The organism is Streptomyces sp. McG3 (genome assembly GCF_018619185.1).
In the GTDB taxonomy this organism is placed as follows: domain Bacteria; phylum Actinomycetota; class Actinomycetes; order Streptomycetales; family Streptomycetaceae; genus Streptomyces.
Genome location: NZ_JAAXYC010000038.1, coordinates 1 through 25869, shown reverse-complemented (window position 1 = coordinate 25869; position 25869 = coordinate 1). Strand labels below are relative to the sequence as shown.

Here is a 25869-nt window from a genome sequence, read left to right as displayed (position 1 = left end):
GGGCGCACGGGCATGAGACTGCTCCACACCTCCGACTGGCATTTAGGCCACGTCTTTCACGGGCATCCACGCGACGAGGACTTCGACGCCGTCCTGGCCGAGATCGTGGCCATCGCCCAGGAGAGCCGGCCGGACCTGATCGTCCACAGCGGCGATCTGTTCCACCACTCCCGTCCCGGCATCCGGGCGATGACGCGCGCCATGGGCACGCTGAGCGAACTCGCCGCCGTCGCCCCCACTGTGGTCCTGGCCGGCAACCACGACTCCCCCGCGTACTTCGAGTTCTTCGGTTCCATGACCGGCCCCTCCCGAGGCCGGGGCCTGTTCTTCGCCGACCAGTTCCGCCCGGCGCACGAGGGCGGCGTCCTCACCTTCGACGCCTGCGGTGGTGAGCAGCGAATCCGCCTGGCGGTCCTGCCGTTCGTGCATCCGAACCGGTTCTGGCAGCGTTCCGCGACCGACACGTCGTACGCCGACTACGCCGAGGGAATGCGCGGGCTGCAGGCGGAGCTGATGACGGCCATGCACGAGGGGTACGACCCAGACCGGGACATCCTGCTGTTCGCAGCCCATGTGTACGTCACCGGCGCCACACGCTCCCCGGGCGAACGGGCCGTGGACGACGACTTCGAGACCGGCCCCGAGAATCTTCCGGAGGTCTCCTACGCCGCTCTCGGACACATCCACCGCCCGCAACCGGTGCGGGGCGCCAAGTACACCGCCCGCTACGCCGGCAGTCCGCTCGCAATCGACTTCGGTGAAGCCGACCAGTTCAAGAGCGTCGTGATCGTCGACGCCGAACCCGGACGGCCGGTGCGGGCCCTGCCTCGCCGGCTCTCGAGCGGACGGCGCCTGACGCAATTCACCGGAACCCTCGACGAACTCAGGGCGTCAGCTGCCCAGTACGACGGGACCTTCCTCAAACCGGTGATCGTCGGCGAGGAACCAGACATGCTCGTCAGCCACAAGATCGCCGAGGTCGTCCCGCACGCGATCCTCATCAACCCCGCACCGGCACGCGAAGCGGACGACGACACGGTCATGGACAGTGACCCCGGCGAAGAGCCGGAGCTCCCCGACTCCTTCCGCGCCTATCTGGCACGCGAGGGGCTGAGCGGCACCGTTGCGGAATCCACCGTCACCGCATTCACCCACCTTCTCAACGAGCTCGACGACGAGACGCTGCCCCCGGTACACGCCGAGGAAATGCTCCGCGCTGCGCTGGAAGACACCTGGACGGAGGCCTCGTGAAGCCCAGCCGGCTCATCGTCAGCGGAATGCGCAGTTACCCCGGTACCTGCACCATCGACTTCACCGGGAAGCGTCTGCTCGCCATCCTGGGCCCCACCGGGGCCGGCAAGTCCACTCTCCTCGAAGCGATCATCTTCGCCTTGTACGGGGCGAACTCGTGGTCGAACAAACCCGAGGAAGCCTACGAACTGATCAGCAACGGCTGCCCCAGCATGCACGTGACGTTCGAGTTCTCGGCGAACGGCCGCCCGTGGCGGGTGCGGCGCACTCTGTATGCGAACCGAAAAAAGCCGCAGGCCCTCCTGGAGTCCATGGCCGAAGACGGCACCGACCTGCGGGTCGACAACATGCGCGCGGTGACGGAAGCCGTCACCCAGCTCATCGGGCTGGACTGGAAGGGCTTTGTCAGTACGGTCCTGCTGCCTCAGGGGAAGTTCGACACCCTGCTCAAGGCGAACAGGGGCGACCGTGCCGGCATCCTGCGGCACGTCTTCGGCATCAACGAACTGGAACGTGTCCGCAAGCACGCCGGCGTACGGCTGGATCGCCTGAGCACGAGCATCCTCGACGCCAGGAGCGCCCGGGCGGAGCTCCTGCGGAATCCCCATGCTGTCGCCACACAAGCGGCGCTGGATGTGGAGCGTACGCGTGGCATCGCGGCCAGCCGGCGCGAGCGGCTGGCCGCTCTGCGCGCGGCACAGGGGCGGGCCGTCGGGCACAAGCACCGCAAAGCCGGTCTGGACAAGGCCGCGCGGCTGCTGCGTGAGCGCAGCGTTCCGGATGCGGTTGTCACACTGGCCACGCTGGCCAAGGTGACGACGGAACTCGATGCCGAAGCCGCAGTGCAGGAAGCGGCCGGGCGCGATCTGAGCATGGAGCTCGACGCTGCACAGGCCGCCCTGGACAAGGCCGCGCAGGCCGGTGACACGGTCCGATCCCTGTCCGGCGCGGTGACTGTGCTGTCCGGCCTGCCGGGCCGCACAGCTGGGTTGGACGCCGTCGCGCAGCAGCTTGAACTGGAGCAGCTACAGCACAGCGAACAAGAGCAGGAGCACGAGCAAGCACAGCAGGAGCTGGCCGAACGCGAGGAGCGCTTGGCGGCCCTCGTCGAGGACGCCGGCCTGGCGCAGCACACCGTGACTCAGGCCCGCGCGCACACCGACCAGGTCCAAGAAGCCGTCCGGGGTGCGCTGCAGGAAGCCGCCGCTGCGGCGACACATCTGCAGTCGGCCAACACGACGCTCGCAGCGGCCGAGGAGCAACGCGGCCGCGTCGACAGGCTGGAAGCCGAGCTGTGTGAACTGCGCGGGGCACGGGACGCGGCCCAGGACGACCTAGCCGCGCTGGAGCGCGGCGATGCCGCCCACATGGCAGGTTCGGCTCTGGTGCCGGGGGATGCCTGCACGGTCTGCACCCGGCCCGTCCCGAGCAACTTCACTCCCCCGTCTCCGTTGGACGGCAAGGCCCTTGGGAAGGTCAAACGTGAGGTCACCAAATACTCCAAGGCCGTGAACACGGCTGTGACCGCCGCGGCGGAGGCAACAGCCCAGCTGAGCACGGCCGGACACACGGCTCAGAAGCATCAGCGTGCGCACCTGGCCGCTCTCGAACGCATGGACGCTGCACTGCTCCAGCTGCAGGAGCTGGTAGACGCGATGCGACCGGACGTCGTGCCCGGCGCGGCCACCGCTCTGGACACGCTGAGCCGGCAGACGGCCGCGCAGGCGCGTGTCCTCACGGGCGGCGACCCCAAGAGCCGGGCCCACATCACCCGTGCGGTCAAAGCACTCGTGCAGCCCTTGCGCGACGCCGAAGCAGAAGCGCTCGCCGCCCACACGGGCGCCCAGGCAGGGTTGGCGACGGCACAGGCCGAGAAGGAGGCGGCCCAGGCCGGCCTCAATCGCCAGCGCGGCCGCTTGCAGCGTGAACGCAGACGGCTGGAGAAGGCCCGACTGCAGTACGAGAGCGACCTGCAGACCCTGCTGACCGAGGTCACCAGCCTCCCGGCCTCGATCCGGCCCGCCCAGGAAACGCCGCAGGCCCTGCCCTCCTCGACGGACATCGCCTCATCGCTGGAGACAGCCGGCCAGCGCCTCGCACGGCTCGAACAGACGGCACAGGCTCACGACGAAGCACAGCAGGCCCTCACCGAGCACGCCGAGCACCGGCAGGCCCTGGAGGGACGGCGCCAGCGCAAGGTTGAGATTCCCGTCCGGAATCTCCTCAAGAAACTGGAGCGTTGGGCGGACACCGCCACCGATACCGAAAGCCTCCTCGGCGGCGAGACGTCCAACGAACTGCCTCCGACCCCGGACGGGGCCGACCTGGCCATGGTCGACGCCTACCATCTGGCCCTGTCCTCGCTGAGCCAGCAACTGACAGGCGCACTGAAGCAAGCCCGGCAGCGGGCCGCCGACGAGATCCACGCGTTCGGGAAGGAACTCACCCTCCAAGCCGACGCCGCCCACAACGAAACCGACCCTGACCCGGGCTTCCCCGTACCGGAGAAGAGCGACCTGCTGGCACCTGCCGTTCTCGACCCGCTCAGCCGCAAGACGAGCGATGCGGAAGCGGCGCACGACAAGGCCAAGTCCGACCTGCGTACCGCGCAGTCCCAAATCCCCTACGCCGAGGCTCTGGACGCTGCCATCACCGCTGCGGACGAGCAGGCCGTGGTGTGGCTGAGGGTGAGCGAACAGCTCACCGACACGAAGTTCCTCACCTATCTGACCAAACAGCGCACCCATTCGCTGCTCCGCCACGGCAGCCGCATCCTCCAGCAGATCTCCACCGGGCTCTATGCGTTCACCGAGGACTTCAAGATCGTGGAGTCAGCCACGAATCTCACGCGCGGCCCGGAGACTCTCTCCGGCGGGGAGAAATTCCAGACCTCCCTCGCGCTGGCGCTGGCCCTCGTGGAACTGCACAGCCGCAGCAACAGCAAGCTGGAAAGCCTGTTCCTGGACGAAGGGTTCGGCTCGCTGGACTCCGACCGCCTGGACGACACCCTTTCCGTGCTGCGCAGCAGTGTCACCCGGGACAAGATGGTCACGGTCATCAGCCACCTGTATCCGGTGGCCGAAGCCGTCGATGACGTGCTGTTCGTCGACAAGACCGCCCAGGGTTCCACGGCCGACTGGCTGACGGAGCAGGAGCGCACCGCAGTCATCCGTGACGGGGTCCGGCGCCTGCTGGAACACACCTGATCAGTTACCGGGCCGGCCACCACAGTTGCCGAGGAGCCCGTCTCCCGGCCCCGGACGTCCTCTTCGGACGCCGGTGACTGCGCGTGCGGCGACCGGCAGGCCCGGTACTTCCTTCCCGCCCCGCCACAGGGGCGCCTCTGCATGGCGGCCCGGCGCTGACTAGAGCTGGCTCGGCGCCGACCGCAACCGTCCACCCGACGGAACGGCGGGCGCCGCTCCTCCCCGGTAGCCCGGCGCAGAGGTGCTCCTAGGGGGCAGTCGGGCCGTCGACGGACACGCCTCTTCCCAGCGAAGTTGCTGACGCCCGCACCCGGCGCGGGCTCACGGCTCCGCCGTGCCCGCCCTGCTGGCATGACGGCGCGTCACGGCTCTGACGGCGCCCCGCGGACCGCCCGCGCCGTCCTTTCCGAGCGGTCGCCAATACCCCGCAGAAGCAGGGCACTTGTGCCCTCCTCTGCGCTTCGTATCCATGTAAGGAGCAGACCGCATGAGTGACTCTTCTAACGGCACGCAGGATGCTGGCACTGCGGTTTTCACCGCCCGCTCGGGGCGGCTGGCCGCGCTGCCGCGGCTGCTGTCGCTGGACCGGAGCGGCGAGCTGACCAGTGCGCATGTGCGGCTGGTCGCCACAGCCGTGGGCCGTTCGGAGCGGGCGGTGTGGCGGTGGGTCGCCACGGCGCGCGCAACCGGCCGCGTTGGCGCAGCGTCCCGGACGCGGTTCAGTGTCACCCCGGAGCTGCGGCGGCTGCTGGTGCTGTGGGGAGGCAACGCCTCCGCCGTGCACCGCGAGCTGCAGCAGCGGACCCTGGCCGATCCCCAGTTGCCACCGGCTCCGTCGCTGTCGACGATCCACCGGGCGCTGCGCCGGGACCTGTCGCCCGGGCAGCGGGCCGGGCTCGCCAAGGGCGAGGCCGCCCGGCGGGCGTTCGATGTGTTCGGGCAGCGCCCGGCCACGCACCGTAACGTCGCCTGGGAGGGCGACCACAAGTGTGTGCCGGTGCGGGTGTTGCTCGAGGACCAGCTTGTGCAGCCCTGGGTGACCTGGTTCATCGACTGTCACACCAAAGTCGTCACGGGAGTGGCCGTGACGCCTCATGCGCCCAGCGCAGATGCGGTGCTGGCGGCCCTGCGGATGGCCCTGGACCGGGCCGAGCCCTTCGGCCCGGCCGGCGGTCTGCCGGGTCTGATCCGGGTGGACCGCGGCAAGGAGTTCCTGTGTGCCACCGTGGCCTCCGCCCTGGGCGCCTTCGCCGTGCCCGTCGTCGATCTCCCGGCCTACAGCCCGTATCTGAAAGGCACCATCGAGGCGCTCAACGGCGCGGTGGAGGACATGCTGTTCGTCTCCATGCCGCGCTACGTGCACCGGCAGACGCTCGTCGGCGGGCGTACCGCGGATTCGGACGAACCCGCCCTGTCTTTCGAGGCGTTCGTGGAACTGCTGCTGAAGTGGGTGCGCTGGTGGAACACCGAGCACCGGCCCAGGGCGCTGGGCGGCCGCACCCCGATGGAGGCGTGGCGCTGCGACGCCACTCCCCTGCACGACGTGCCCGCCGGGCAGCTGGCCCATTTCGGGCTCGAGGACGACGGACGCACCCGCACCATCACCACGCAGGGCGTGCAGTGGCGCAACCGCCACTACATCGCCCCCTGGATGGTCGGCCAGGCAGGCGTCCGTGTCGCGGTGCGCCACCTGCCCCACCACGACATGACCATCGAGGTCTTCGGCCTGGACGGCGTGCACCTGGGCAGCGCTGTTCTGGCCGAGGCGGCCAGTGAGGAGCAGGTCCGCAAGGTTCGCAATGCCCGCACCGCCAAGGCGCGGCAGCTTCGCGCGGACATGAAGGCCGCGGCGCGGCTGCGCCGTGAGCGCTTCGAGGCCGTCACCACAGCTGTCCCGCCCGAGCGTCTGGGGACACTGACCGAGGCGGAGGCCGAGGCGGAACTTGCCGAATCGGCCACTGCGGACCTGCGGCGGGCCGATCCCGACTACATCCCGCACCAGCCCGTCCCGGACGGCTGGGCCCGTCCGATCCCACCGACCGTAGACGCGCTGGAGGACGACACCCCTGAGGAGAGCCCGTGAGCGGCGGCATGGACTACGGCAGGCTGCCCGGAGAGGGCGAGGACCACTTCCATCGTCTCGATGCGCACCTGGTGGCCACCGACACGCTCATGACGACGCTGGACGACGTCCAGGCGACGATCGACGCCAAGGCCATGATGGTCGCCTACGGAGCGGCCGGGTATGGCAAGACGATGTCGGTGAACTCGGCGCTGCGCAAGATCGCCCCCGACTACACCTACCGGCTGGAGCTGCGCTCGGGGCCGACACCCCGCGACATCCGCCACGGGCTGTTCAACGCCCTGGGGCTGCCCGGGGAACCGCCGACCCGGCCGATCGAATTCGACACGCTCCTGAAGGAGACGCTGTCGCAGACGTTCCGTGTGCTGGTGTGCGACGAGGCGCAGTGGATGGGCCGCAGTTCGTTCGAGTACTGGCGCCACCTGTGGGACGACCGCGACACCGATATCGCGGTGATCTTCGCCGGCGGCGATGGCTGCTTCAGGGTCCTCAAGCGCGAACCGATGCTGGCGTCGCGGATCTTCATCTGGCAGAAGTTCACGCGCATGCCCGAGGCGGAGGTCGTCGCCACCTTGCCGGCGTTCCACTCCCTGTGGGCCGGGGTGGACCCGCAGATGATCCGCGGCATCGACCGGGCCGCGGCGCACGGCAACTTCCGCAACTGGGCCACCATCACCAAGCACCTGCTCAACGGCATGCAGAAGAAAGGGCTGACCGAGATCAGCCAGGACCTCGTCAACTGGGTGTACAGCAAGCTGGGCGGCATGTAGCAACGGCCGCACATGCGCGGCGGCCCGGCGAACCCGGGCCGCCGCCGACAACCTCGCACGCCGCACAGACCGGCCCTGGCATCTCCGCGTCCGGGGCCGGTGTGTGGTGCGCGGCCGGAAGGGAGGCGGTGGCGCTGATCTACGGCGACGTGACGATCGTGGTGGATGAGCGGGACGACCTGTTCTACACGCGGGCGGCGCTGCAGGCCCACCGGCCCGCAGAAGGCCGCATCACCGTGCAGCCGACGCCGGCCAGCGGCAGCCCGGCCGCGCTGGCGCACGACATGCTGTATGCGCTAGGCAAGCGGCTGGCGCCCGGGCCGCACTCCCCCGATGTGTGGCTGGACTCGGTGAACGCGGCCTGGCTCGCCGCGGCTGCCTGGGGCATCGCGATGGGGGTACGGCACGTTGTGGTCCCCCGGGCCCACCTGCTGACCACCCGGCGCATCGACCAACTGCTCGCCTGGCGTGAGTCGACGGGGGCTCAGCTGACGCTGCTGTGGCAGAAGGCCTCGCGTGGGCTGCCGCCGGTGCTTGCTCGCGTGGAGCGCCGTATCAGCGGCCGGGACCAGTTCGAGGCGCTGCTCGCCGAGCCGGGACCGATAGCCGCGCGCCCATCCTTTCCTCCCGCTACGCCAGCGATGACGGGAGCGGCGGAGGTGGAGATGGGGCACTCCCCCACCCGGCAGCCGCCGGATGCCCTGCCGCAGTCGATGAAGCCGCGACGGCAGGCTCACCCCTGCATCGGCACGATGGCGACAGCGCAGCTGTCCCAACCCGCCCCTGCCCTCGAGCTCTCGTCCGAAGACACCACCGCTCTGGCCACTCTCGCGCACCCGCTCATCGCAGGAGCGCTCAGCGTGCTGGCCTTCACCTGGGTCGGCCTGGGCAGCCTGCGCTTCACCCGCGACCTCGACATCACCGGCGCCGTCTCCGCCATCAAGCTCCACGGGGTCGGCCATCGCAGCTGCCCGCTGTACGCGGTCCCTGCCTGGGCACGCCAGCTGCTGGCCGGCGCCCGCGCCCACCACCGCCTGACGGGCCAGCCCGGGGACAGCGTGTTCGCCCCCGTGCTGGTCGCCGAGGCACGCCATCTGCGTGCACACGCCGGGCGTCTGCCCCGACTCGACTTGACCCGGCCCGCCAGCATGCTTGTCCCGTGAGCTGGGGTGCCGACCGTCCGCACTGCGCGCCACACGGCACAGCTGAGGTTGCCGTTCGAGGCCGCCACCGCCCACGGTGGGAGGGCGAGGAGCGGTGGAAGACAGTCCCAACCGCCCCGCTCTGTCGTGTGCCGGAAGGTCAGCAGTTGTCGGGCACCGGCACGGCTTTCAGCAGGCCCGGGAGTGCGGGCAGGACATCGTCGTAGAGGGTCTCCTGCTCGCAGCCGTGCCCGCCGGTTCGGGCGATCTCGTCGGCCAGATCGCGCAGGGCCTCGATGGCCTGGTGCGCGAGCCGGGCGGCGAGCTTGCGGTTCTCCTCCAGTTTCGCGGGCTCCTGGTGGTATTTGGTGCCGGCACGGTAGAGGTCGACGGTCATAGCGACGGGGGCAACGGGCCGCCCGATGCGGTCGGCGAGGTTCCCGATGATGCGGATGCCGTGGGCGTCGAGGTCGCCCCATGCCGCAACGGGCAGGCCTTCGAGGCCGCGGAGGAACTCGGCCAGCCCGTCGGTTGCGTAGCCCTTGCCCCAGATACACAGCCAGGTATCGGCGATCTCCGGGATCTTGCAGACCTGTTCGAAGGTGTCCTCGTTCTCGATCAGGAAGATGCCCTGGGCGTCACAGGAGATCATGCCGAGGGCGCGGACACCGCGGGCGGGAAGGGCGAGCCAGGGGTTGCAGGCTGCCGCATCGGCGATGACGGTTCCGACGCGCCACTGCAGGGGGCCGCGGATGCGTAGTTCGGTGTCGGCCTTGTCGACGGCCTGGTCGAAGGGGATGCCGATCAGGTTGGAGAAGGCCTGTTGCCTGGCTGGGGTCCAGGCGCTCTTGGTGTTGCGCAGGCTGCGTCCGGCGAGTTCCTTGGCGGTGATCTTGCGGGGGGTGTCCTGGGCGGGCCACCAGATGCCAGCCGCCCGGATGGCGACCTCGTACACGCGCCAGTCCTCGGCTCGTGTGGCGGTGCCTTCGGGGATTTTCAGGACGCGCCCGGGTGGTGTCTTGGCCAGCAGCGCGTGTTCATGGGCGAGTTGAGGGATGTCGGACATGACGTCGAGGAGCTCGCGGTGCAGGTCTTCGGGGTGCTGGCGGCCTTGGAGTTCGGCGAGTTTGTCCTCGGCGAGTTCGGCGCACGACTGGGTCAGGGTCCAGGACCGCGGGCTGTAGGCGGTGCCGTTGACGACGTCGCAGCGCAGGATGACGGCGCCGCAGCGGATGAGGTCGACCACGACCTGCCAGGCGTTGTCGCCGAGGTCGGCTTGGATGGTGGGCCAGCGCTTGGTGGTCTTGGTCCGCAGGACCTTCATCAGTTGTCGGGTGGTCAGGGCGGGCGGCGGCTCATAGGGGCTGACGGGGTGATCGGCGACGAGGTCGACCTGCCGGGGACTGACCCGCCGTCGCTGGTCCCTGGGGACGCTTACGTGGATGGTGTCGTCGGCGTCCTTGGTGATGCGCGGCAGGGTGACGGCGGTGATGCCCGGCGGCAGGTTACGCAAGGGGACGGTCTCGCGGCCGTGTGCCTCGCCGATGAGGAGTGGCGGCCTGGGAGTGGGATCAGGCATGGGCGCGTCCTGCGGTGATCCAGTCTTCGGTGAGTTGGGTACGGTCACCGTTGCTGTCGAAGGCCCAGATGTTGGTGGGCTGGTTGATGATGTCGGCCGCTGATGCGTGGACGAACCACAACAGCTCCCCGCAGACATCGGCGGCGTCGGCGAGGACGCTGTCCTGGCAGGTGCCGAGGATGGTCAGGTGTTGGTCACGGGCGACGTCGCGCAGGGCGGCGAGCATGTCCTTGCGATTGACCTCCCCGAGGCTGTTGCCGAGTTCGTCCAGGATCAGGACTCTGCCCTGGGTCTGGGAGTCGGCCAGGAGTGCCGCGAGGACCAGCAGGATGGCATGCACCTTGACCTGGGCGCTGTTGGCGTTTTCTCGGTAGGAGACATATCCGCCGCTGCGGGAGCGTTTCCACCGCGGGATGACTTGCCACTGCCAGTCACCGGCGCCCTGGGGGCGGACGCTGATGTGCTCGAGCTTGGCTCCGTGGCCGTCGCCACGCAGATCGAGGTCGTTGAAGGCGTCGCTGATCTGGGCGAAGAGGCCGTCAAGGTGCTTTTCGATCATGTCCTGGAGGGTTTCCAGGTTGCGGACGCAGGTGGCGACCCCGGTGGTGAGTTCTGCGATCGCCTGTTGCCGGGCTTGCTGGTCGCGGGTAATGCGCGTTGCGGCCACCTCGTCCTGGTCGCGGTGGCCGGCGAGGCGGTTGTCCAGCGGTGCTGCCACGTCGGTGAAGGTGAGGGTGGGCAGGACCGTAGGGTCGGTGTCGGAGAAGGCCCGCATCGTCTCCTCTCCGGCGCGGAGGTCTTCGCCGACGTCTGCGCCTGGGGTGCCGTCCAGCCCGTAGTACTCGTAGGCCTTGCGTAGTTCGTCCTGCGCCTGTCGGTGCAGGGTCGCCGGCCGGGGTGAACGAGCCTGGTCCGATGCCGGATCCAAGAGGCGGACGGCGTCTTCGAGGGTGCCGTCCCACTGCAGCTGCCACTGAGCTGCTGCGACTTGGCTGCGCTGGCGTTCAAGAGCCGCCAGGGTGCGGTGCCGTTCCTTGAGCGCCTTGCTGACCGCTTCCAGTTTGAGTTTTGCATTGGCGAGGAGCTGCTCGTGGGAGGCGTGCCGGGCTACGGCTTCCTTCCAGGTCTGCTGGAGCTTCTGTTCGTCGTGCGCGGCCTTGTTGACGCGGCCGGTCAGTTCGTCGATCTGGGTCTGAAGGTCGTTCTCTCGGGTGCGGAGGCGTGCGAGTTCTTCAGCGGCCTCGGCGGCCACGTGCTGGGTCGTGGCCAGGGTGAGGGCAGCGGCAGCAACGGTCACTGCCTCGGCGGCCTCAGCAATGCCCTGCTCGGCGGCTGCGAGATCGTCGCGGGCTTGTCGGAGCCGGGCTTCGCGCCCGGCCAGCGGGGTCGTGAAGCCACCCGTCACGGTCAGCGCCAGCGCCTGGTCATGGACGGCAGCGCCGTCGGCCGAGGGGATCAGACGTTCTTGAAGGGTGCCGAGGAACCGTGCCACGTTCAGGGTACTGTGCATGCCCTCGGGCAGGCGTTCTTGCCCTTCGCCGGACGAGATGATCTGCGCGCCGGGCAGAGCGGCATGCAGAAGGCGGCGGGCCTCTTCTTCATGCTCGGGTTCGACGACGATCGCGTCCTGCCAGGCCGCCAGACGCGGTTCCCACGCGGGGCGGGCGGCCTCGTCCACGTTGAGCTGGTCGAGCAGGCCGTGCGCGGGGATGCGGTGTTCGCTCAGCAGATCGATGGCGTGGCCGGCCTTCCCACTGCGGCCCCGTTCGACGTTGTGCAGGTGCGTGCGGGCTCGGGTGGCGATGTCTTCGGCATCCAGGCGTTGCAGCTCAGCCTTGGCGTGATCGCGTTGGCATCGTTCCAGGCGGGCGGCCGCGGTGGCGCAGTCGCTGCCGTCCCAGCCTTGTGCCTGGGGCAGGAGCGTGGTCCGCTGACTGTGCAGCAGCGCCTGCTGGGTGGTCAACTCCGTCATCTTGCTGGACAGTTCGCGTGCATGTGCTTGGGCGTCGGACCACGTCTGGCGGGCTTCGCTCTCCTGGGTGGCGAGGTCCGCGGCGGAACCGAACGAGGTCACATGGTCCTCGGCTTCCTGCACCAAGTCTGCGACTGTCGCGGCCGCCTGCCTCTCCTCCTCCATGGCCGCGGCGATGCGCTGGTCGCTGTCGTGGGCGTCGCGGAAGGAGGCGGCAAGGTAGCGGCGCCATGCCTCGTGACCGCGCTGGAGGGCGAGGCGGGCGGCCTCGCGGGCTTGCACGCCTCTCATCACGTCGTCTTCTGCGAGCAGCGCCTGGGCGTGCTCCGTCTGGGCCTTGTCGAGGTTGATCTGGTGTTCCAGGGCCTGGCCGCGCAGGTCCTCTTCCTCCTCCAGCAGGTGTGTCATGCCCGACAGAGCGATCAGGGACCGGCCGATGTCGTGGGGCTCCATCTCGGTCAGCTGCTGGCTGAGCAGCGAGGGAACGGGGGGGCGCAGGGCGGTGTCGAGGTAGGTGAGGCAGCGCGGGGCGGTGCCGTAGAGCTTCTCGGCCATGGCCCGGGCGGAAAGGATCTGGCGTGTGCCCAGCTCGCGCCACAGGGCGTCGGCCTGGATGCTGCGCTCGTGATCGGTGGGGGCGTCGGCGAGGTGCAGGCCCTCGGTCCAATTGGCTTGCAGGTAGGGGGCGGTAGTGGCGATGCGGACCCACACGGTCAACGAGCTGGTGGCGGGGTCCGCGGGGTGAGCGAAGACGCCGACGATGTAGCCGTGGGTGACCGGCGAGGCATGGTGAGCTTGGTCGACGCCGGCTGCGTCGGGACGGAACAGGATACCGCTGGCGTGCCGACCCCCGTTGGCCTCCAGGCGCCACTGCGGGTCGGCCAGCAGCAGGGAGACGGCGATGAGGAAGCTGGTCTTGCCGGAGCCGTTCGAGTCGTCCTTGGGACCGAGGCCGGAGACGGCGATGAAGGTCTCCGGGAGGATCGGAACAGCGTGTGACGTAAGGCGGGCGATGTCGAAGGTCTGGACACCGACGAGTTGGCGGTCGCCGACAATGCCCCGGGACGGATCGGACGCGGGCGGAGTAGTCATGGTGTGTCGGGCACCTCGTGGTCGGGAGCGGCAGCCGGGGGCACGGCGCGGAGGGCGCGGCGGCGACGGATCGATTCGGCGAGGGGACCGTCGGGGTCGGCGAGCAGGATCAGCTGTTCGAACAGCTCGGCGCCCACGGCCGGTGTCAGGCGCAGGAACTGGTTGCCCAGGACGTAGCCGGGTTTGGTCCGGCGGACCAGATCGGCGTCGGTCAGGCGCTGCAACGCGCCGGTGAGGGCCACGTCGGACACCTGGCAGTCCTTGAGCTGATCCCTGGGCACGGGGGTGCCCTGGGTCCACAGCTGCTCAGGCAGGGTGATGCCGGACGCTCGTGGAATGGCGACGCTGAACAGCAGGATTAGAGTGAGGACGGCGCGGTCGTCACGCGGCAGAATCCCGATTCCTTCGTGCGCCAGACGTTGTCTGATCTCGTCGGTGTAGCCGGTGAGGTAGCCGCCGCCGACCGCGAGCAGAGTGCGTCCGGATGCGGCCAGGACCTGTTCCACCACGACCCGCAGCGGGGTCTCCGCGAGGGCGCGGTAGTGGGCCGGCCGCACAGGGAGCATGGCGGTCTCCACGGCGCAGACCGCCGCTCGGACGTCCGCCCGCCGGTTATGGGACAGGGCTTGCAGGGCCGGTGCGTCCACCGGTTCAGCCCTTCCTCGGGGCGGGCAGGACGTCGTATCCGCCGCGGAGTTCGGCCACATCACGCTCGGACCACAGCGCGACCATGGGTCCGAGGCGGATCATGCCGTCGCCGACGTCCGCCGAGAGGTGGCCGCAGGCGCGCAGGAACCGCAGGGCCGTCAGGAAGTGTGCGCTCTGGCCCAGTGCGGCCACGCCTTCCCGGGGAGTGAGGGCGTCCTGGAGGGGAGCCAGAGAGGCGATGACGTCCTCCTGCGCGGCGAGCTGTCCCGGGTACAGCGGCTGGCTGGGGTCGGGCCAGCAGTGGCGGATGCAGCAGGCCAGTGTGACCAGGCGGACGGCCGAGGCAGTGCGGTGGGCGTCGCTGTCGCCCAGGGCGCCGCTGGCCGGTTCCACGTCGAGGGCCCAGCCGGCCATCAGCTCCTGGATACCGTCGGGTGTGACGGTATCCACCAGACGGCGCTCCACATCGTCGACGACGCGGCGCAGCCCGCTGAGTTCGGCGCGGTCCGCGGGGACGGGAACCGTGCGCAGGGCCCGGGCGCGTGCCAGCAGGTAGGGGTCACTCATGGGGGCTCTGCGGTGCGGCTTCGGTGTCGTCGTCCATGCCTTGGGGGCTGTCGGGGATGCGGTACGCGGTCACCGGTGAGGCGTAGGTGACCGGGCCTGCACCATCCACGATGACCTCGCGGGAGATGTCGAGCATGAACGGGATGGCCGGGTCCGCTGCGGCGCGCAGCAGCTCGATCAGATGCTTGACCGCTGCCTGCCAGGGCAGGGCCCGCAGGGCGGCGGTGACGTCGGCTTCGTCCTTGCCGGCCATGAGCAGGGTCACGGTGGCCTCCCGTCGCTGGCGGGCGAGCGCGGCCTTGGCGCGTGCGGCCTTGACCGGGTCCGGGCCGGGCGGCCGCGACGGGGGGCGGGGCAGGCGCTGCCGTGGTGGTGGGGGCTGGTGGTCGGCTGCGGCGGTAAGGATCTGGCCCGTGGTGATCTGGACGTGCGGCGGATCGAAGACGGTCGTGGCGAACACCTGGGCAAGCGCGTCGGCGGAGGACCGCCGGGCCGCGGTCACGTACTGCTCGGGAAGGAGCATGCTGAAGTTGCGGCGGGTGGTGGCTTGTTGCATGAGCCGGTCGTGGAACTCGTTGACGGCTGCCGTGTAGCGCAGGGCTTCCTGGATCAGGCGGGTACCGGCAGGACGCAGCGCGGGGTACTGCTCGGCGACGGCGTGGACCAGGTGTTTTGCCTCCTCGAGCGAGGTGGTGTGGGCATGGTGGTGGCGCTGGCCAAGCAGTTCTTCGATGGGCCTGGTCCGCACGAGCCGCAGCAGGTGGTTGGTGTAGTTCGCCAAGCTGCGCCGGGCCTGCGCAATCTTGGCGGCTAGTTGCTCCTCGGTCAGGGAGCCGTTCAGGAGGCCTTCGCGGGTCCGGTCCAGCAGCATGGTGATCTCCTGGACCCCTCCGGCCTCCCCGAGCCGCTCATAGACCAACAAGGCTGCGCCGCTGGTCGGGTTGAACACATACCGCTGGTCGTGGGCCTTGCCGCGCAGCGACTCCAGCAGACGAAGCTTGATGAAGATCCTGAATCTCGCATCGAACTCGTCGGCGGAGGCCACCGCAGCACACGCTTGAGCTATCTCCCCGCGGCTCAGGCCGTGTTCGGAGCCGAAGTCGCCGAACACGTCCCGGACGGCCTCGGCGATGCGCAGTGCCACCGGATCGCGTGTCACTGCGCTCGGTGCAGCAGCGACCGGTGCCACGAATGGCGGTATGTGCTCTAGACCCTCCGGGTCGTCCTCCTGCTGCACGGAGAACAAGTCAGGCTGATCCGGCAAGTCCCCCTCCACCTCCGCATCACATGCGTCCCTGGACCAGCATGACCGCTACCGGGCTCAAAGGGCCTGGAAACCACAAAACTTGTCTTTGTCCATCCCCAGCCCCAGTCGCAGCAGTGAGCGCGTGTCAGGTGCATCGGGATAGCCGAGGTTTCCATCGTCCGTCGTGCTGGAGCGGGGCCTCGCGTCGGGCCTGGCCGTCCCGGAAGGGGTGCGGGCCGGCTGGCAGGCCGATCTGGCGGGCACCTGGCTTCATGTCCTGGCAGCGGCAGGAGGCTGTGGCAGCGCCGGTGGACGGGCGCGGTCGTCGCCGACCGGGGGACCGTCGGATGGTCGTGGATCCAGGACAGTCCGCCCAGGTCGAGGCGTTGGCGGGTGCGGGTGACCGCTACATAGGCCAGGCGGGCTTCGGCGTCGTCGATGGGATCGGGTGTCGACGGGGGGCCTGTCTGCTCGTCGGGCGTGTTGTCCTTGGGACGGGCGAAGTCGTCCGCGATGAGCATGCAGGACCATTCACGCCCTTTTCGCCTTGTGGGCGGTGGAGACGGTGACCTGGGCGTGCGGCTCAGGGGCAAGGTGGGCGACGGCCGTAAGGATGGCCTCGGTGCCGTGGGTGTCAACAAGGTTGACCAGCGGCTGCAGATCGCGACCGGCCGTGTCGTGGGCGGCGTAATCCTGCAGATCGCCCCATGAGGAGTAGATCGAATGCGGGCTCACAGCCGCCCCGGGGCGGCCCGCGTCATGTAGGGCATCTCGGCATCCCCGGCGTGCAACACGCTCCGTCAACCCCAGGCCAACCGATCAACATGGCGCAGAGAGCGATCAACTGCACTGCGCAGGAGCCAGAACAGGTCATGCGGGGGGCCTTGCGGCACTCTCTGTGAGGCTCAACTGCCGCTGCGTGCAGCAGTGTTCGCCCCGGCGACCGTCTCCGTGCGGTCCGGCCCTCGAGGCGCACCTGTCTGCACCTGCCCTGATGGCCTTACGCGGTGGTGGTGCGCACGATGAGGTCGGCGAGCGACTGCTTCTCGAGGTAGCGCACGGCAGTATGCGGATCAGTGATGCCGTTGCGGACGAGTTCGTCACGGACGGCCGGAGCGACGGCCGCCAGTCCGCTCTGGGCGACCAGGTCACCGGCGGCGTGGAGGTTCAGCCAGTCGATGCCGTCGGGTAGTTCGAGGGCGCCATCCTGGCCCAGCGAATGACGGATGGTGGGCCAGGCCAGGGGGGATCCGCAGGTGACGAGTGCGGTCAGGCCGTCGGGGCCGGGGCCGGTGTCCTCGCGGGTGAGCATGTCGAAGGCGATGACGCTGCCCAGGGAGTGCGCGATGGCCAAGCGGGGCCCGGGGCGGTGCAGTTCGGTGCGGACCTCGGCGCGGATGCGCTCACCGATGTCGTGGTGCAGGTAGCGGTAGACCTGGCGGACGAAGCCGAGCAGGCGCCGCCCCATGTCACGGCCGATCTTGTGATCGACGGCGATCACGGCCTGGGCGACGGGGCGGGGGATGTAGGGGATGCCCGGGCCGAGGGTTTCGGTCTGGAGCTGCTCGGGATCGAGGCCGGGTGGGGCGTACAGGGCGAGGGTGTCGAGGACGAACGCCTCTTCCTGGTCGGTAAAGGGATCGGCGCCATCGACGAGCGGGGTGGCGTCCTGTGCGCCCAGGCGTTTGCTCGGGGTGCGGAAGAGGTTGCCGTAGTAGGCCACTGTCAGCGGGGGGATGGGGCAGGCGGGCCCGTGGTGGGTGCGCAGGCCCTTGGTCAGGGCGCCGGCCCAGTCGGCCGAGAGTTTCACGGCGTTGGTGTTGCCCTGCCAGATGCCGTGGATACCGACGATGTGCACGCTGATCTTCCCCCTGGGCCTACTGTCCCGCAGATGCGGGAGTGGTGGCTGCCGGGATCCTATCCGGCCGAGGCCGCGGCCGTGTCGCGGCCTCGGTCTGGCCGGGGTGGTTAGAGTGCTGGGCAACGTGTGTGTGAGGGGGCGTAGTTGAACGGGGTGGAGCCGTGGCCTCGTCGGCTGGTGGTCGTGGCGGTCGACGAGTACTTCACCGAGGATGAGGTCTTCACCGCGGGGATCCAGCAGCAGGTGGAAACGATCACCGGCTGGCTGGCCGATCCCGCGATAGGCGAGGAGCGACGGTTCGAGGTCGCACAGCCCAAGGAGCTGGCGCAGCCGGAGGATTTGCGGCTGTTTTTGACCGAGCAGGAACTCGCGCAGGCGCAGTGGGACCAGGCGCTGGTCATCTACGTCACCGGGCACGGTCTGCGGGGCCAGTCCCGGCGCCATTACCTGACCTTCGGCCACACCTCCCCCGACCGGCTGCTGGGTACCGCGTTCCCCACCAGCGAGCTGATCACGCAGGTCATGGACAGCGAGGCGGAGCACGTGCTGGTGCTCGTCGACTCGTGCTTCGCCGGCAGCCTCAAAAGCGAACTGAGCGCGCTATTCGAAGATTTGTGCACACAGCGCCGTGATCTGAAGACCCTCGCCGTGATCACCAGCGGTAACTTCGAGCAGGAGCCGCACCGGGGCGAGTTCACGCGGCTGCTGAAGCTGGCGCTGGACAAGGCCAGGGATGAGTCGGCCGGCTTCACCGCGTCCCATCTGTCGTTCGAGGAATGGGAGAAGCTCCTCAACACGGTCGGGGATGAGAACCCCGCCCTGTTGCGGGCGCTGTGGGTGTGGCCGGACTCGCGCCGCGACGAGCCGAGTCTGTGCCTGCCCAACCCGCACTATCAGCCGCAGGAACAGGTCGTGGAGGCGTCCCGGCAGCCGGTGTCGCTGTCGGCATCCACCTTGGCGCAGTACTGGCTGGCCCGCGCCTCGGGCCGTACCGATGACGATGATCCGGGCTGGTATTTCAGCGGGCGCCAGACGCTGATGCAGGCGCTGGTGGAGTTCGTTCATGCCGGGGCGGGGGTGCTGGTGGTGACCGGGGCGGCCGGCTCGGGCAAGTCGGCGCTGCTGGCCCGGCTGGTCACGCTGAGCGATCCGCTGTTCGTTACCCGGTTCGCGGACATTGTGGATGCGGTTCCCACACCGCTGCGGCCGCGGCCGCGTGCGGTGGACGCGGCCGTGCTGGCGCGGGGAAAGTCGTCGCTGGCGTTGGTCGAGGATCTGCTGGCCGCCCTCGGCACCGAGAGAGTCGGGGGCGAGCCGCACTTGCAGGCACTGCTGGACCGGGTGGCCGCAGTCTGCGCGGGGGTGCGGGAACCGGTAACACTCGTGGTCGACGGTCTGGATGAGGCACAGGAACCGACCGCCTGCCTGTCCGATGTGATCGCCCCGCTGGCCCGGCTGCGGAGTGCAGACGGGGAACCGGCGGTGCGGTTAGTACTGGGAATGCGTAGTTCGGCCCAGGATGTCGAGGGCGGCAAGCTGCAGGATACGGCGGCCGACCAGCTGCTGGGTTTCCTGTACACCGTGCTGCAGGCGGGGATGGGCGAGAGCAGCGTGCCGCTGGACCTGCTGCGCACGGACGGGGGCCAGACCGTCGCCGACATCACCGCCTATGTGGAGATGGTTCTGCAAGCGAGCGAGAGCAGCCCGTATGCCGGTCATGATGCGGCGGCGGCCGAGGTGGCGGCGGTGATCGCGCAGGCGGTGACACCGTCGTTCCTCGACGCCCGGCTGGCCGCCACCCAGCTGAGGTCCGCGATCGGCCGGCAGGACGTGCACGATCCCCTCTGGCACGACCGGTTGCAGGCCGGAACGACAGCGCTGCTCAGCAACGACCTGCGGCAGGTAGCCATGGACCAGCACATCAGCCTGCGGCTGCTGCTGGCGGTGCTGCGGGCCACCGCCTTCGCCCAAGGCGCAGGCCTACCGTGGGCGGAAGTGTGGCCGACGGTGGCTGCCGCGGTTCTCGGCCCGGCGGCACCGCCCGCCGACGAGATCGACGCGGTGATCCGCACAGTGCGCCACAGCCGCCTGGTCGGTTACCTAGCCGCCGGTGAAGAGGACGGCCGGGTCGCCTACCGGCCCGCCCACCAGCGGGTGGCCGAGGTGCTGTTGACCGAGCCCGGATCGCTGGCCGTGGATCCCCTTGCGGGCATTCCTGAGGCATGGGCTGCCGAAATGGAAGACATGCAGCCCGTGCAGCAGGTCCACCGTGCCATCGCCGAGGCTTGTGCCCGCCTGGCCGAGCAGGGCGGCCGCCTGGCGCCCCATCCCTATGTGCGCCGCAACACGGTGGCCCACGCCGAACTGGGCCACGCCCTGGACGATTCGATCATGCCGGTGGAACTGGCGGTCTGGGAGAGCTCGGGCTCGCTGCGCGGACGGCTGGGCCTGCCTCTGCCGGTGGGCCACACCCAGCGCAGGGTTCTCACGGCGGCTGGGCTCATCGAGCCCTACCTGGATGCATCCGTCGATGTCCCGTCGCGCCTGAGCAGCATCGCCTTCCATCTGGCGGCGAACGATGCACCGGACTGGGACAACAGCCCGGTGCCGTCGCCTCCTTCTTGCGCCCGCGTCGTCGGCGCGGCCTTGGAGACGCAGTGGGGGCGCTGGCAGGGGCGTGCCAACGTGGTGGCCTCCCCCTCCGGCCGAGTGCATGCTCTGTGCGCGTTCAGGACGCTGGACGGTCGGCAGCTGCTCGCCGCCAGCACCCGCGGCGGCATCGGCGTCTGGGACAGCGCGACGGGCCAGCAGCTCACTCACATCGATACGGGTGTGGCACACGCCCTGACCATCGCGAGGGGCACCAGCGGACGTTCCTTCCTGGTGGCGGCCCATCCTCGCAGCGCAGCGGTGTTCGACCCGCTCTCGGGCCGCCAGTTGGCGGGCCTGGAGCGGGACAGCGTGCGCATGGTGACCGTGGCACGCGATGGTGATGCCCGGTGGACGATGGTGGTGGCCAGCAGGCGGAACGAGCTGCTCCTGTGGCAGCCCTCGGAAGACACGGTCCGCCCGGTACGCCTGCCTGACGGTGCCCGCCTCCCGGAGCGGCTGACCTGGGTCCGTGACCCGCAAGGCCGCGGCTACCACCTCCTCAAGCTGTATCGCGCCGGGTGGGTGCTCTTCGATCCCCTGACGCAGGACGTGCTCCCCTTGGATGTACCGTTCTCCACGGACCTGTCCATCGCGGCCGTACGGGGTCCATCCGGAGGCGACCTGTTGGCAGTAGTACTCGGCCAGAACCAGCCGGTGGCTCTGTTCGACCCCTTCCGGGACGGCATCTTCCCCACCCACTTCTGGAGCGACAAGGCGGGCCGCCCGACCGACTCAACCCAGCGCATGGTGAGCGTGACCGATGCAGACGGTGCCCACCTGGCGGGCGTCGTCACGGACGAGTCCATCGAAGTATGGGATGTGTCTCGGTCCGAGGCACGACGGGTGGGAACGTATCCGGCACAGCCACGGGCAATGTTCGCCGCTGTCTCAGCCCCGAACGGAAACTGGAAGCTTGCGGTGAGCGGCGACGAGGGCATCCTGCTGCATCGGGCCGGACAGAGCACGTTTCCCATCCACCGAACTGCGGTGAACAAGCCGCCGCGTGCTTTGGCCACAGCACGCATGATGACCGCGCTGCCACCGGCCGACGGCGTGCAGCGGCTCGCCGTCCCCACTGCGTACATCGTGGATATCCTCGACACTGCGACCGGCCAACGCTTGGAGTACTACGAGCACCCCAAGCCCGTGACGTTCCTGGAGGCAGTACCCGGCCCGGATGACGAGACCGCCGTGGTGGTGGGCGACGAAAAGACCATCCATCTGTGGCACGTCGGGCGTGATGCCGCCAAGCCGATCGCAAGCGGCTCGTTCAAGGAGAACCGCTGCTGCGCCGTGCGGCTTCCGGACGACCGGATCGCTGTCGTGGTGGCTGGCAACACAGGAGCGGTCGTCGTCGATGCCACCACCGGCGAGGTGGCAGGACTACCCGACGGCGGGCGGCGCATCACCGCGCTGCTGGCCCTGCCCTCCCCCACCGGCCGCTGCCTGGTGATGGGGGCCGCGCGCTCCCGGCTGCTGGTGTGGGACGTGGCCAGTGGCGAACTCGTCGAGGACGGCACGCTGCCCCACCGCCCCGCAGTCACTTCGCTATCTCTCGTCCCTCTGCCCGATGGCCGTGTCGCGGTGGCCGTCGCCACGCCCCACGAGATCGTGATCTGGGACCCTCGAGACCGGAGTCCGATCAGCCGGATGGACACCCCGTACACCGCCGCCATGACCCCGCTCCCCCACGTCCGGGGAACCTGTCTGCTGGCAGCAGGCAACGGCACCGGCATGCGGCTGTGGGAGCCCCTCACCGGGCGTCTCGTGCATTCCCTGCTCACCGCGGCACCGGTCACCAACATCGTCCACACCCCCGGCCGCACGCAGTACGTGCACATCGGCGGTCCAACGGGGCTTGCCACTCTGGACTGGCCGCTCCAGGCAGAGCCGTCGTAGGAACACCACCGCCCGACAATGCCCACTGCCGGAGCACAGCTTCACACCTGCAGGGAGCCTCTGACCAGCACCAACTCGCACCTGTCTATAGCAGTCGGCATGAGAATGACTTGGGCTATCGTCACGCATGTCAGCAACAGGTCGGCACTACCCGTCAGTTCCAACCAGCAGGTCACTGAGGCTGTGTCACTGACACTCAGGCAACAATGCCCAACTGACTCTCTCCCGCAGACCATCAATGGGCTTTGCCATAGCCATATGCCGGTTGCGGCGTTGACTGGTGGGCGGCCCCCAACCGCCTGTGCAGAGTGCCAAGTTGTTGACCGAACAACCAAGGAGTCATGATGGCAGGATTCTTCACGAGCGGCCTGGACGCTGTTGCGTTCCACGACGACCAGGGTTTCTGGTTCTTCAAGGACGACGAGTGTGTGAAGACCAACGGTGGCGGCACGGAGATCTTGGGCGGCGGCAGGCAGAAGATCACCACCGCGTTTCCCATCCTCAAGAACACCATCTTCGCGAGCCACCTCGACGCGGTCGTTTTCCACAACGGCGGTTTCTGGTTCTTCAAGGGTGACCAGTGCGTGAAGACCAACGGTGGTGGCACCAGCACCGACCCGAACCAGGAGTCGATCATTGAGCCCAGCGCGTTCCCGGCCCTGGACGAGGTGTAATCGCCCGGGCCAGTAGCGCGTGACGAGTGGTTCCTGCGCACATCCGCGCAGGAACCACTCAGCTACCGCAACAAGCCCAATCGGTCGCGTTGGCCATTGCCTATTCGAGGCAATGCAAACGCCGGAGCCCGGGCGAGCGGTGGCCGACATGCGCCGTGGGTGGCCCGTGCCGGGCGCGCCGCGTACCTCATACGCGGAGGGGCGCGCTCGTGCGCATGCCGACAATGGGTCGGCCCTTCCGGGGGCTCAGCCGCGGACCTGAGCAGCGCACCGACAAGAAGCACCTAGTCTCCGACCTGCGCGAGTCCGGCTCCATCGAGCAGGGCGCCGTGCTCCACCGCGAGGACGCCCACGAGAAGTAGCGGCACACATCCGCACGGGCCCTCTGGTTCAGGAACGGACACCTCCTGAACCCGGGGCAACCAGTGAGGGGTGCAGCATCAGCGGATGGGGCCCTCGTTGGGGAACTGCGCGCTTCCCTCGAATCGGTTCGGGTCGAAGGTGATGGTGCCGTTGCCGTGCTCGCTCTGCCAGCTGAACGTGGTGCCGTCCCCGTTCGCGAGCGTGCTGAAGTCGTCCGCGTGAGCGGTCCCCACGGTGGACAAGGCCGCCCCGGCCAGCACCACAACAGCGAACATGTACCTGCTCTTCGTCATCATGCCCGCGCTAACGATCTACACCGCCAACCGTCACTGATCACCCGCAGGGACGCCACCGGCTGACGGGGAGAGCGCTCCGTGCGCCCGGGGCTTCTGGCGGATGCTCGGACCTGCCATGGCCGGTGGACTCACCAGACGCTATGGCCGTGCAACGTCGTGTCGGGGATGATCTTTGGATGACGATTGATGAGCCCCGGCGCGGAGTGTCCGGGCCGCTGCCGGTGATCGCCCCGCACGGCGACTTCGACGAAGACACCCTCCCCCCGCTCGAAGTACGGATACGGGAAACGGCTGAGGCACACGGCGGGCTGATCCTGGACGCGAGCCTCATCACCTTCGGCGACTCCACCTTCCTCCGCCTCCTCCTGACCATCCACCAGGCAGCCGACCTCCGCATCGCCAACCCCTCCCCCGCCATCACCCGCCTCATCAACCTCATCGGCGCGGACCAGGTCCTCCACATCCACCCCACCGTCGAAGACGCCCAGACCGCCTGACCCGGGCACGTCCTGCGGGGGCTGGCACATGCTGGCTGCGGATCCATGGGCACCCTCTCTCCTGCGCCGGTACGGCGAGCAGCAGGCTGGGGTGGGTCAGGCGGTGGGCCATGGGAGGGCACCGGCTCGGTCGCTCTCACCCGCGGGAGCGACCGAGCCACGGGGGCACGGTCCGGGGCGGCTGGCACCACCGTCGCCCGTCCCGGGCAGGGCGGCGGTGATCTGGGCTAGCGGGCCTGTGCCCGGCAGCCGGCGCACTGGTAGCCGGTGCGGGTACGGACGGGGCAGGTGTACTCGCCGTGGCCCGGGCACAGCGGCCAGCCCAAATGCAGGGCGCACCGGGTCTCGCCCACCACGGCCAGGGTCGGGCAGAGCCCGTCGTCGGCTTCGCAGCCGAGGTTGCGGTCCGCGCCGCGGCGGATCTGTTCGTGCTGCTGTTCCAGCTCCGCCCACGCGGGCGGGGTCGGCGTCGGCACTATGAGGCCCTGGTCGCGGAGCGTCGGCCCGGTGAGCAGCAGTTCGGGGTGCGCCGCGCCGATTGCGCCCAGCAGGTCGACTCCGGGCGAGGAGTCGACCCGCCGGCCGGGGCACCCCCGCCGTTGCTGCAGTCTTTGCCTTCGGCGGGAATCAGGGGTAACGCCACCCCCCTCCCTGCCGCCCCCGGCCGACGGGCCACATGCTCGCTGAGGGCATCAGTAGGACAGGTCGCCCTGCTCCTGGATCACTCGGCCCGCGATGTACAGGTCTCCGGCGGAGTCGAGGATCGCGAGGATCTTCTTCTCCGTGCCGTGGAAGGTACTGATGACGACCCTGTCCCCTTCCTGGTTGGTGGAGTGGTTCGTGTTCACCGTCAGCTCGATACCGAGCGGTGAGCTGACGACCACGTCCTGCTTTCCGGGGTCCGAGAACTTCGGACTCGGGCGCAGAGCGATCCGGCCGTGCGTGTCCCCCTCGTCCCAGTCCGACGCCACACCGAGATCCACATCAGGCATAAAGTCCCCCTCTTTCCTGGCGATCGGCAGCTTTACCACGGCCCATAATCCGGTAGCGCAATCACGCAACGATCACGGAGCCGTGTTCTCCGCCCCCATTATTCGGAATAGCCCGGCTGCGCGGCAGGTGAAGCAAAAGCGACGTGGACCGGGCTCGACAGGCAACTTATGCCAGACGCGGGGAATATGTCACTAGCAGGTTGATGTGGGCTCCTTGCGCGGCCGGATAACACCTGCCCGCACGTTCCTTTTCTGGGAAACACATGGGCCCCAGTCACACCAACAAGCAGATGAGCCAGGCGATACTGCGGCCCGGCCCTTCGTTCCACCCGACGGAACACGGGGAACTCCGGTCGAGAATGACCGGAAGGCGTACCGGAGCCGGTCATGGTGGCGCCGCGCCCCTGCTGGCCGCGGGAGGGCCCGGCACCGCTACGGCCCCGGAGGCGCCGGGCTCCTGGCAGGGGGCATGCGGTGGCTACTGCTGCTGGTGGGCGGCGTGTTCCTGGTCTATGGCGCGTTGGAGGTGCCAGAGGGTGACTGCGGGGAGGAGGCCGCCGAGACGGCGGGCGGCCCGCAGGAGGTCGGCGAGTTCGGTGATGCCGGGGCTTTCGGGGGGAAACTGGCCGGGTAGCTGCCGGCCGCTACCCGGCCGTTCGATGGTCGACTGAGCCATGCACGGCAGGGTCCGCCGGGAGCAGTACGGAGCTTCTCAGGGGTCATCGCTGGGATCAGGTACCACCTTCATGGCAGTGAGCCAGCTCAGGCGTCTGCTCCGGGATCCAGGAAGACCGGGGTGCCACGCCCCTGTTCGTCCCTTCTCCGTGTCAGCCGGTCCCAGTCCCGGCCCATCGCGGACGCGAGGGACAGGTACCCGCGGTCCTGGAGCCCGCGGTCGGCGGCCTCCAGGCCGACGGCCGTGAAGAAGTCGCGGACCACGCCTGGCTCCTGGAGGAGGCTGACGTGCCAGCCGCCGCCGGAGGCGGGGTAGGCAACCGCGTACCAGGGCGCCGGAGTCGCCCGCACCGCCTCCAGCACCTCCAGCCCCCAAGACCCGGCGGGCACGGGCAGGGCGGGCA

The 25869-nt window shown here is 69.2% G+C and carries 19 protein-coding genes and 2 pseudogenes; 9 read left to right on the top strand and 12 right to left on the bottom strand.

Annotation, left to right across the window (positions count from 1 at the left end):
• The first annotated feature begins 12 nt into the window (after positions 1-12).
• The 5 genes from HET64_RS09400 to HET64_RS09380 all read left to right on the top strand — a co-directional run bounded on the left by HET64_RS09400 (position 13) and on the right by HET64_RS09380 (position 8473).
• Complete coding sequence (locus HET64_RS09400; protein ID WP_215103680.1) at positions 13-1251, top strand: DNA repair exonuclease; 1239 nt, start codon at positions 13-15, stop codon at positions 1249-1251.
• Positions 1248-4457 carry an AAA family ATPase gene (locus tag HET64_RS09395; RefSeq protein WP_215103678.1) on the top strand — a complete coding sequence of 1070 codons (3210 nt, stop codon included), beginning with the start codon at positions 1248-1250 and terminating at the stop codon, positions 4455-4457. Before HET64_RS09400 ends, HET64_RS09395 begins: the two co-directional genes overlap by 4 nt.
• A 562-nt stretch (positions 4458-5019) precedes the next feature.
• Positions 5020-6540: a Mu transposase C-terminal domain-containing protein gene (locus tag HET64_RS09390; protein WP_374105549.1), complete on the top strand. Its 1521-nt coding sequence runs from the start codon at positions 5020-5022 to the stop codon at positions 6538-6540.
• Positions 6537-7310, top strand: a complete 774-nt coding sequence (locus tag HET64_RS09385; RefSeq protein ID WP_215103674.1) for an ATP-binding protein — start codon at positions 6537-6539, stop codon at positions 7308-7310. Before HET64_RS09390 ends, HET64_RS09385 begins: the two co-directional genes overlap by 4 nt.
• Positions 7311-7438: 128 nt before the next feature.
• Positions 7439-8473, top strand: coding sequence for a hypothetical protein (locus HET64_RS09380; protein ID WP_215103672.1), 1035 nt, complete (start codon positions 7439-7441; stop codon positions 8471-8473).
• A gap of 139 nt (positions 8474-8612) precedes the next feature.
• On the opposite strand, the gene HET64_RS09375 is transcribed toward HET64_RS09380, so the two are convergent.
• The 7 genes and pseudogenes from HET64_RS09375 to HET64_RS09345 form a co-directional block, all read right to left on the bottom strand.
• Positions 8613-10031 carry a Wadjet anti-phage system protein JetD domain-containing protein gene (locus tag HET64_RS09375; protein ID WP_215103670.1) on the bottom strand — a complete coding sequence of 473 codons (1419 nt, stop codon included), beginning with the start codon at positions 10029-10031 and terminating at the stop codon, positions 8613-8615.
• Positions 10024-13095, bottom strand: a complete 3072-nt coding sequence (locus tag HET64_RS09370) for a hypothetical protein (RefSeq protein ID WP_215103668.1) — start codon at positions 13093-13095, stop codon at positions 10024-10026. The genes HET64_RS09375 and HET64_RS09370 overlap by 8 nt, the downstream gene beginning before the upstream one ends.
• Positions 13092-13661, bottom strand: coding sequence for a hypothetical protein (locus HET64_RS09365; protein WP_251145046.1), 570 nt, complete (start codon positions 13659-13661; stop codon positions 13092-13094). Before HET64_RS09365 ends, HET64_RS09370 begins: the two co-directional genes overlap by 4 nt.
• 85 nt (positions 13662-13746) lie before the next feature.
• Positions 13747-14310 (bottom strand): hypothetical protein, encoded by a 564-nt coding sequence (locus tag HET64_RS09360; protein ID WP_215103666.1) that lies wholly within the window; start codon positions 14308-14310, stop codon positions 13747-13749.
• Positions 14303-15574, bottom strand: coding sequence for a hypothetical protein (locus HET64_RS09355; RefSeq protein WP_251145045.1), 1272 nt, complete (start codon positions 15572-15574; stop codon positions 14303-14305). Before HET64_RS09355 ends, HET64_RS09360 begins: the two co-directional genes overlap by 8 nt.
• Before the next feature lie 326 nt (positions 15575-15900).
• Positions 15901-16276, bottom strand: a pseudogene (locus HET64_RS09350) (3'-5' exonuclease); the annotation flags it as partial.
• A gap of 280 nt (positions 16277-16556) precedes the next feature.
• Positions 16557-17414 (bottom strand): hypothetical protein, encoded by an 858-nt coding sequence (locus HET64_RS09345; RefSeq protein WP_215103657.1) that lies wholly within the window; start codon positions 17412-17414, stop codon positions 16557-16559.
• A 186-nt stretch (positions 17415-17600) separates the two neighbouring features.
• On the opposite strand from HET64_RS09345, the gene HET64_RS09340 reads away from it, so the two are divergent.
• From HET64_RS09340 to HET64_RS09330, 3 genes and pseudogenes are all read left to right on the top strand, one after another.
• Complete coding sequence (locus HET64_RS09340) at positions 17601-21968, top strand: AAA family ATPase (protein ID WP_215103656.1); 4368 nt, start codon at positions 17601-17603, stop codon at positions 21966-21968.
• 344 nt (positions 21969-22312) lie between these two features.
• Positions 22313-22642 carry a hypothetical protein gene (locus tag HET64_RS09335; protein WP_215103654.1) on the top strand — a complete coding sequence of 110 codons (330 nt, stop codon included), beginning with the start codon at positions 22313-22315 and terminating at the stop codon, positions 22640-22642.
• A gap of 245 nt (positions 22643-22887) precedes the next feature.
• A pseudogene (locus HET64_RS09330) lies at positions 22888-23001 on the top strand (DnaB-like helicase C-terminal domain-containing protein); the annotation flags it as partial.
• 81 nt (positions 23002-23082) lie between these two features.
• On the opposite strand, the gene HET64_RS09325 reads toward HET64_RS09330, so the two are convergent.
• Positions 23083-23280 carry a DUF1964 domain-containing protein gene (locus tag HET64_RS09325; RefSeq protein WP_215103652.1) on the bottom strand — a complete coding sequence of 66 codons (198 nt, stop codon included), beginning with the start codon at positions 23278-23280 and terminating at the stop codon, positions 23083-23085.
• 197 nt (positions 23281-23477) lie between these two features.
• On the opposite strand from HET64_RS09325, the gene HET64_RS09320 reads away from it, so the two are divergent.
• Positions 23478-23798: an STAS domain-containing protein gene (locus tag HET64_RS09320; RefSeq protein WP_215103650.1), complete on the top strand. Its 321-nt coding sequence runs from the start codon at positions 23478-23480 to the stop codon at positions 23796-23798.
• Positions 23799-24025: 227 nt separating this feature from the next.
• Here HET64_RS09320 and HET64_RS09315 read toward each other — a convergent pair whose 3' ends face one another.
• The 4 genes from HET64_RS09315 to HET64_RS09300 all read right to left on the bottom strand — a co-directional run.
• The gene (locus HET64_RS09315) at positions 24026-24274 is read right to left on the bottom strand and encodes a hypothetical protein (protein WP_215103649.1); all 249 of its coding nucleotides are present in this window, start codon (positions 24272-24274) and stop codon (positions 24026-24028) included.
• A 216-nt stretch (positions 24275-24490) separates the two neighbouring features.
• Entirely contained in the window at positions 24491-24790 is a 300-nt protein-coding gene (locus HET64_RS09310; protein WP_215103647.1) for a DUF6342 family protein, read from the bottom strand.
• Positions 24791-25268: 478 nt separating this feature from the next.
• Positions 25269-25466, bottom strand: coding sequence for a hypothetical protein (locus HET64_RS09305; protein WP_215103714.1), 198 nt, complete (start codon positions 25464-25466; stop codon positions 25269-25271).
• An 86-nt stretch (positions 25467-25552) separates the two neighbouring features.
• Positions 25553-25869: hypothetical protein (locus HET64_RS09300; RefSeq protein WP_251145044.1), on the bottom strand; the 317-nt coding region annotated here is incomplete at its 5' end.

What these genes read in the sequence shown, in the direction of transcription:
- HET64_RS09400 (WP_215103680.1), top strand. Translation starts at nt 13, where the DNA reads ATGAGACTGCTCCACACCTCCGACTGGCATTTAGGCCACGTCTTTCAC.
- HET64_RS09375 (WP_215103670.1), bottom strand. Translation starts at nt 10,031, where the DNA reads ATGCCTGATCCCACTCCCAGGCCGCCACTCCTCATCGGCGAGGCACAC.
- HET64_RS09370 (WP_215103668.1), bottom strand. Translation starts at nt 13,095, where the DNA reads ATGACTACTCCGCCCGCGTCCGATCCGTCCCGGGGCATTGTCGGCGAC.
- HET64_RS09365 (WP_251145046.1), bottom strand. Translation starts at nt 13,661, where the DNA reads ATGCTCCCTGTGCGGCCGGCCCACTACCGCGCCCTCGCGGAGACCCCG.
- HET64_RS09360 (WP_215103666.1), bottom strand. Translation starts at nt 14,310, where the DNA reads ATGAGTGACCCCTACCTGCTGGCACGCGCCCGGGCCCTGCGCACGGTT.
- HET64_RS09335 (WP_215103654.1), top strand. Translation starts at nt 22,313, where the DNA reads ATGGCAGGATTCTTCACGAGCGGCCTGGACGCTGTTGCGTTCCACGAC.
- HET64_RS09325 (WP_215103652.1), bottom strand. Translation starts at nt 23,280, where the DNA reads ATGTTCGCTGTTGTGGTGCTGGCCGGGGCGGCCTTGTCCACCGTGGGG.
- HET64_RS09320 (WP_215103650.1), top strand. Translation starts at nt 23,478, where the DNA reads ATGACGATTGATGAGCCCCGGCGCGGAGTGTCCGGGCCGCTGCCGGTG.
- HET64_RS09310 (WP_215103647.1), bottom strand. Translation starts at nt 24,790, where the DNA reads ATGCCTGATGTGGATCTCGGTGTGGCGTCGGACTGGGACGAGGGGGAC.
- HET64_RS09305 (WP_215103714.1), bottom strand. Translation starts at nt 25,466, where the DNA reads ATGGCTCAGTCGACCATCGAACGGCCGGGTAGCGGCCGGCAGCTACCC.